Source organism: Campylobacter sp. LR264d (assembly GCF_008633895.1).
GTDB lineage: Bacteria > Campylobacterota > Campylobacteria > Campylobacterales > Campylobacteraceae > Campylobacter_D.
In genome coordinates, this window is record NZ_VJNT01000002.1 from 37,170 (window position 1) to 44,257 (window position 7,088).

Consider the following 7,088-nt stretch of genomic DNA (forward strand, 5'->3'; position numbering starts at 1 on the left):
AAGTTAATCTTATAAAAAACTTTGAATTCCTCCTTAAAGGAGGAATGAATTAAGCAAAGATTGGTACTAGGACAAAGCCTAGGGCAACTGATATTGCGATAGCTAAAATACCCGGTATAAAAAATGGATGATTGAAAATATAATTTCCTATTCTAGTACTACCCGTATCATCCATTTGAACGGCTCCTAAAAGGGTAGGATAGGTAGGAAGTACAAATAGGGCTGAAACAGCGGCAAAGCAAGCAACAAGCATATATGAATCGCCAGGCTGTGTAGCACTTATGCCAAGGGCTGTTATTATAATAGGAGTAATGGCCTTTGCAGTGGCAGCTTGTGAATATAAAAGCATACTTGCAAAAAAGAAAGCTACGGCTAAAAGCGCAGGGATTTGTTGAACCCAATTAGCCGCCATGCTTTTAATCTCTTCTTGATGCCCTGCTACAAAGGTATTTCCAAGCCAAGCTACACCAAAAACGCAAACGCAAGCCGTCATACCACTTTTAAATACGCTAGTTTCAAGTATAGAAGCTGGTTTAACCTTGCAAATTAAAGTAATCAAGCAAGCAGCAGTTAATAAGAAACTCATAATAGCTTCATCTCTTTTTACTATAACAGGGTCTATTAATTTTACATTATTTGAAATGGCAGTTGCATAAAGTACCACACAAAGTACGGCTATTAAAAAAATAGCTACTGAAATTTTAGCACCCGGTTTATCAACTGAGTTTAAAACTTCGCCACTATCCTTTACAAGCCCGGCCTTTAAACGTTCTTGATAAACCTTGTCTTTACTTAAATCAAGATTAGTTATTAAACCCACTATAAAAGCAGTTGCCATACAACCTATAAAGGTAGTTACTATCCAAATAAGTATTAAGGTAGGATAATTCCAACCAAATTCTTCTAAAACTCCACTCATATAAACAACTGCAGCACTTACCGGACTTGCTGTAATGCCAATTTGTGAAGAAACTACCATTAAAGAAAGAGGAGCTGATGGCTTTATATTTTGAGATTTTGCAACATCAACTACAACAGGCATAAGAGAAAATACCGCATTACCCGTTCCCGCAAGTATGGTTAATAACCAACCGCAAGCTGGGGCTAGATAATTTATAAATTTTGGATTTGCCCTAAGAATTTTTTCTGTTATACGAACCATATAATCAAGGCCACCAGCTTGTTGCATGGCTGAAATTGCAGCAATGGCTGCAGCTATGATTAAAATAACATCCCAAGGAATGCTACCTGGTTTCATTCCTAAAACAAGTCCTAAAACGACAACGCCTAAACCTCCAGCATAGCCTATGGCTATACCTCCAAGTCTAATTCCTAGAAAAATCGCCCCTAAAAATACTACTAATTGTGCGATAAGCATTAAAGTTTCCATATATACTCCTAGTTTTGCCTATGTGGATTTAGCATATTTTGAGGCGTTAAAATTTTATCTATTTCTTCTTTTGGTAAATAACCTCTTTCAAGGCAGATATCAGCCACAGGTTTTCCTGTTTGGAGAGCTTCTTTTGCAATGCTAGCTGATTTTTCATAGCCAAGGACAGGATTAAAGGCAGTTACTATGCCTATACTATTATAAACAAAATTGCTACAAATTTTTTCATTTGCACTAATGCCATCTACGCATTTTGTGGCAAGGGTTAGCATAGCATTTCTTAGCATGGTAATTGAATTAAACAATCCATAAGCAATGACAGGTTCAAAAACATTAAGTTGTAATTGCCCCCCTTCACTTGCAAAGCTGACGGTTACATCGTTGCCTATAACTGCATAGCATACTTGATTAACAACTTCTGGTATTACAGGATTAACCTTGCCTGGCATTATAGAACTGCCCGGTTGCATTTTAGGTAAATTTATCTCATTTAAACCAGCCCTAGGACCTGAACTTAATAATCTTAAATCATTACAAATTTTTGAAAGCTTAACTGAAACGCGTTTTAAAACCCCACTTACTTGTACATAAGCTCCTGTATCTTGAGTAGCTTCTATTAAATTATCTGCTGTTATAAAAGAATGTCCTGTGATTTCAACAAGCTTTGCTTGGACTAATTTTGCATATCTTGAATCAGCATTTATTCCCGTGCCTATGGCAGTACCACCCATATTTATCTCTTTTACAAGCATTCTAGCTTCTAAAATTCTTTCAATATCCTCTCCTATCATAACAGCAAAGGTTTGAAATTCTTGCCCTAAGGTCATAGGGACGGCATCTTGAAGTTGAGTTCTACCCATTTTTAAAATATCTTTAAATTCTTCTGCCTTCTTTTCAAAAGATTTTTTAAGCACTTTCATATCATCGGCAAAATGCGATAACTCACTAGCTAGTGCCACACGCATAGCCGTAGGATACGCATCATTTGTAGATTGAGACAAATTTACATGGTCATTTGGGTGGCAGTATTGATACTCACCCTTTTTATGCCCTAAAATTTCAAGGGCTAAATTTGCAATAACCTCGTTTGCATTCATATTTGTACTAGTACCAGCCCCTCCTTGAATCATATCAACTACAAATTGCTCCCTATACTCACCTGCAATTAACTTATCGCAAGCCTTACAAATAGCATCCTTTATATTTGCATCTAGTAATTTAAGGTCAAAATTTGTAAGTGCAGCTGCTTTTTTAACTTGTGCTAAAGCCTTTATAAAGCCCGGATAGCTACTTAATTTATCACCTGTAATATTGAAATTTTGCAAAGCCCTAAAGGTTTGCACTCCATAATACACATCATCAGAAAGTTCTAGTTCCCCGATAAAATCGTGTTCTTTCCTAGTTCCCATAAAAAACCTTTTTAGTGAATTTTTACATAAATCAAAATATCTATGTAAATTGCACGGCATTTTAGTACTTTTATATTTAAACTAAAATTAAATAATAAAAAAGTTATTTTTTGTTAAAAGCTTTAAAATTCGCTTTTGAAAAAAAAAAAAAAAAAGATTAATAAAAAATTAATATAATTTTACTTAGAATTTTTGATATTTTAAATAAAAGCGATATAAATGAAAGATATTTTAATTAATCAAATGAGCGATGAGTGGCAAGAATTTTTAAAAGATGAATTTAACAAGCCTTATTTTATAGCACTTCAAAATCGTTGTTTAAAAGCACTTGAAGAAAAAGAACCTATTTTGCCAAGTGTTGATTTATTATTTTACGCCTTTAAAATCACGCCTTTAAAGGATTTAAAGGTGATCATCTTAGGGCAAGACCCCTATCACAAAAAAGACCAGGCCATGGGACTTAGCTTTTCTGTACCAAAGGGAGTTAAAATTCCTGCAAGTTTACGTAATATCTTTAAAGAATTAAACAGCGATTTAGGTATAAAAATTTCTACAAATAGGGATTTGAGCAAATGGGCAAAACAGGGCGTTTTGCTTTTAAATTCTATATTTAGCGTTTATGAAAATAAACCACAAAGTCATAAAAATTGGGGTTGGTGTGAATTTAGTGATGAAGTGATTAAAAAGCTAAGTTTAAAGAAAAAAGATTTAATTTTTTTACTATGGGGAAATTTTGCTAAGTCTAAAATTCCATTAATTGATACAAATAAGCATTTTATATTGAGTGCTTCTCATCCTAGTCCACTTGCAAGAAGTGGTTTTTTAGGTTGTAAGCATTTTTCAAAAACAAATTCTTTATTAAAAAAACTTGGAAAAAAAGAAATTATTTGGGCTTAGTTTTATATAATTTTACTTTTTAAAGGAAAATTATGGCAAAACTTTTTTTACAATCCTTAGGCTGCAATAAAAATTTAGTAGATAGCGAAATAATGCTTGGACGTTTAAGCACGTATGATTTAACACAAGAGGCAAACAAGGCTGATATTTTGATAGTAAATACCTGTGGTTTTATCAAAAGTGCAAAAGAAGAAAGCATACAAGCTATTTTAAATTTACATAGCATTCGCAAACAAGATTCCTTGCTTATAGTAACTGGTTGTTTAATGCAAAGGTATAAAGATGAGTTGATTAAGGCCTTGCCTGAGGTGGATTTATTTACCGGCGTCGGCGATTATGAAAAGATAGATGAGTTGATAATAAATAGGCAAAATTTATTTTCAAATTCTACTTATTTACAAAGCACAAATTCAAAAAGGATAATTACTGGCTCAAAATACCATGCCTTTATTAAGATAAGCGAGGGCTGTAATCAAAATTGTTCTTTTTGTGCCATTCCTACTTTTAAAGGTCGTCTTCAATCAAGAAGCATTAAAAGCATAACAGAAGAGGTTGAAGATCTAGTAAGTAAGGGCTTTAAAGATTTTTCTTTTATAGCACAGGATAGTTCTTCTTTTTTACTAGATAAGGGCGAAAAAAATGGACTCATTAAACTTATAAAAGAAATTGAAAAAATAAAGGGCGTTTTGGTAGCTAGAATTTTATATCTTTATCCAAGTACTACTACTAAACAATTGATAAAAACAATTATAGATTCTAAAATTTTTGCAAATTATTTTGACATGCCCTTACAGCATATAAATGAAAATATGTTAAAGATAATGCAAAGAAAGCATAGTAAAAAGCATATTTTAGAACTTTTAAGTTTAATGAGAAAGGCAAAGGATAGTTTTTTAAGAACGGGCTTTATAGTGGGTCATCCGGGTGAGAAAGAAAGCGAATTTAATGAATTATGCGAGTTTATAGCAAATTTTAATTTTGATAGGATCAGCCTTTTTGCTTACTCAAAAGAAGAAAATACAAGAGCCTTTGATATGGTCCAAATTCCAAGGTCTACTATAAATTCTCGTCTTAAACGGCTTGAAAAAATAGTAGAAAATTCCATAAATAAAAGCTTTGAAAATAGGGTAGGACAAAGGGTTTTAGTTATTTGTAATGGGCAAAGTAGCGAAGGGGAGTTTTTTATAGGTGCAAAGGAGTTAATCTGGGATAGGGACATTGATGGAGAAATTTTAATAAATGAAAGCCTGTGTGGGCCTTTACAAATAGGCGAGATTTATGAGTGTGAAATTTTAGAACATTTAGATAAAAAATTACTAGCAAGGGCTATTAAAAAATATGAAAATTGAGCTTAAATATTTAAGGCTTTTAAGGGGTAAAAAAAATTTACTAGCCTTTAGTTATGGGGGCGATAGCAGGGCTTTATTTGAGTGTTTATTAAGGCAAAATATAAGCTTTGATTTAGCCTTAATTAATTACAAAACAAGAAAGCAAAGCGATTTAGAAGAAAAAAAGGCAAAAGAGTTAGCAAGTAAATTTAATAAGCAAATTTTTACAAAAACAGCTCCCAAATTTAAGAACAATTTTGAAAGCAAGGCTAGGGAGTTTAGATACGCTTTTTTTAAGGAACTTTGTGAAAAAAAAGGCTATGAAAATGTACTTTTAGCCCACCAGTTAAACGATAATTTTGAATGGTTTTTAATGCAGTTTTCCAAGGGGGCCGGTTTTTTAGAACTTAGTCCCATGCAAGATATAGTTAAAAAGGATAATTTTTTATTAATAAGACCTTTTTTAAATTTTAGCAAAAATGAAATTTTAGCCTTTTTAAAGCAAAATCATATTTTTTATTTTGAAGATGAAAGCAATGAGAATGAAAAATTTAAGAGAAATTACATTAGAAAGCATTTTAGTAATGAATTTATAAACAATTTTGAAAGAGGTGTTAAAAAAAGCTTTGAGTACATAAACAAGGATTTAAGCCTTTTAAATACTGAAATTTTAGAATTTAAGGGGATTTTGTATTGTGCTATAAATGAAAGCGTGATTGCAAGGGCTGTTAAAAGATTTGGCATTGTTATGAGTGCAAAGCAAAGAAAAGAAAGTAAAAAAGACTGCGTTATAAGTGCTAAATTAGGCATTTGCTACGCCTTTAACAAGGCCTTTATTTTTAATTTTGAAAATGCTTTAAAAATGCCAAAAAGCTTTAAAGAAGAATGTAGAATCAATAAAATCCCAAAGTTACTTCGCCCTTATCTTTTTAATCATAATGTCAATATAAAGGAGTTTTTAGCAAGGGTAGTAGTTTAATGTTATAGCAATCTTTTTAAACTATCATTATAAAAAAAAATTTATGAAATTTAAATGTTAAGTACAATCGCGTTTATACTCGCCTTGTAGTAGCTTTTGTTTTACAATTTATTATGCTACAAATGAGCTTTTAAAGGTCTAGGTTATACCATTTCTTTTAAGTTAATGTTTTTGTTTGTTTTTAAATTTGGTTCTTTTATATTTACTTAATTTTTTCGGTATTAAACAAGATAAGATACAATTTACTTTGGGCTTAGCCATAGGGTCGAGACCCCTATATGGTTAAATTTTTTTTAAGATTAAAAAAGGAGTGCTTTCTTACTCATCTTTAAATATGTTTTTTACTTAAATAATTTATTTGTTGTTCTAGTGCTTTTGCAATGAAAGCCGACCTAGAAAGTTCTAATTTTTGTGAGTATTTATCGGTTTTGTCTATTATGCTTTCTTTTAAGGCTATGGCTAAATTTTTACTTTTATTCTTTGAATTTGGTTCTTTAATCTTATCGCCACATTTTAGCATAACTTCTATAGCCCCACTAAAAGCACTTTTAACATTCTCAATCGCTGTGGCCTCACTTTGACCGTCGCCCATTATATAAGGAAAATCCTTATATCTTGCAAAATACTCTCCACCTTCTTCATCGCTTAATTTTCGCACTATAATCTCATAGGGCAAATTCAAATAATAATTTATATCCTTTTTCATAATCACCTTTAATTATTTTTTTATAAATTTTTTACTTACTCATAAGAGCATATTATAATAAAAATAAATAAAAATATTTTAAAGCCAACTTGAAATAAAAATAAGCATAAAAAAAGGAGTGCTTTCGCACTCCTAAACATTCACTAGCAAACTCCAAACTAAACTAGCTATTGAAGTAAGCTAAGAACATTTTGTTGAGACGCATTTGCTTGGGCTAGTGCGTAAGTACCACTTTGGGCTAAGATACTAGTTTTTGAGTAGTTTGAACTCTCACTTGCAAAGTCAACGTCTCTAATGGTAGATTCAGCTGATTTAAGATTAACTTGTGTAACTGTTATGTTATTTATAGTTACTGTTAATTGATTTTGCACAGAACCTA

At 31.7% G+C, this 7,088-nt stretch carries 7 protein-coding genes; 3 read left to right on the forward strand and 4 right to left on the reverse strand.

Features of this window, described 5'->3' with window-relative positions; translation table 11 throughout:
* Positions 1-49 precede the first annotated feature (49 nt).
* A complete protein-coding gene (locus tag FMM56_RS00865) occupies positions 50-1,390 on the reverse strand; it encodes an anaerobic C4-dicarboxylate transporter (protein WP_150141823.1) in 1,341 nt (446 codons plus the stop codon).
* A gap of 8 nt (positions 1,391-1,398) precedes the next feature.
* The gene (aspA, locus tag FMM56_RS00870; RefSeq protein ID WP_150207460.1) at positions 1,399-2,799 is read right to left on the reverse strand and encodes an aspartate ammonia-lyase; all 1,401 of its coding nucleotides are present in this window, start codon (positions 2,797-2,799) and stop codon (positions 1,399-1,401) included.
* 219 nt (positions 2,800-3,018) lie between these two features.
* Here aspA and ung point away from each other — a divergent pair, with 219 nt between their 5' ends.
* The 3 genes from ung to tilS are packed head-to-tail and all read left to right on the forward strand — an operon-like array spanning position 3,019 to position 6,003.
* A complete protein-coding gene (gene ung / locus FMM56_RS00875; RefSeq protein ID WP_150152064.1) occupies positions 3,019-3,696 on the forward strand; it encodes a uracil-DNA glycosylase in 678 nt (225 codons plus the stop codon).
* Positions 3,697-3,728: 32 nt separating this feature from the next.
* Complete coding sequence (rimO, locus tag FMM56_RS00880) at positions 3,729-5,045, forward strand: 30S ribosomal protein S12 methylthiotransferase RimO (protein WP_150152067.1); 1,317 nt, start codon at positions 3,729-3,731, stop codon at positions 5,043-5,045.
* Positions 5,035-6,003: a tRNA lysidine(34) synthetase TilS gene (tilS, locus tag FMM56_RS00885; RefSeq protein WP_150207462.1), complete on the forward strand. Its 969-nt coding sequence runs from the start codon at positions 5,035-5,037 to the stop codon at positions 6,001-6,003. The genes rimO and tilS overlap by 11 nt, the downstream gene beginning before the upstream one ends.
* A 328-nt stretch (positions 6,004-6,331) precedes the next feature.
* Here tilS and FMM56_RS00890 read toward each other — a convergent pair whose 3' ends face one another.
* Both FMM56_RS00890 and FMM56_RS00895 read right to left on the reverse strand, forming a co-directional pair.
* The gene (locus FMM56_RS00890; protein WP_150207464.1) at positions 6,332-6,709 is read right to left on the reverse strand and encodes a type II toxin-antitoxin system HicB family antitoxin; all 378 of its coding nucleotides are present in this window, start codon (positions 6,707-6,709) and stop codon (positions 6,332-6,334) included.
* Between the two features lie 167 nt (positions 6,710-6,876).
* Positions 6,877-7,088, reverse strand: a 212-nt coding sequence (locus FMM56_RS00895) for a flagellin (RefSeq protein WP_263312595.1), incomplete at its 5' end; no start/stop codon positions are given.

Coding starts and splice junctions, on each gene's coding strand:
- FMM56_RS00865 (WP_150141823.1), bottom strand. CDS start 1,390: ATGGAAACTTTAATGCTTATCGCACAATTAGTAGTATTTTTAGGGGCG.
- aspA (WP_150207460.1), bottom strand. CDS start 2,799: ATGGGAACTAGGAAAGAACACGATTTTATCGGGGAACTAGAACTTTCT.
- ung (WP_150152064.1), top strand. CDS start 3,019: ATGAAAGATATTTTAATTAATCAAATGAGCGATGAGTGGCAAGAATTT.
- rimO (WP_150152067.1), top strand. CDS start 3,729: ATGGCAAAACTTTTTTTACAATCCTTAGGCTGCAATAAAAATTTAGTA.
- tilS (WP_150207462.1), top strand. CDS start 5,035: ATGAAAATTGAGCTTAAATATTTAAGGCTTTTAAGGGGTAAAAAAAAT.
- FMM56_RS00890 (WP_150207464.1), bottom strand. CDS start 6,709: ATGAAAAAGGATATAAATTATTATTTGAATTTGCCCTATGAGATTATA.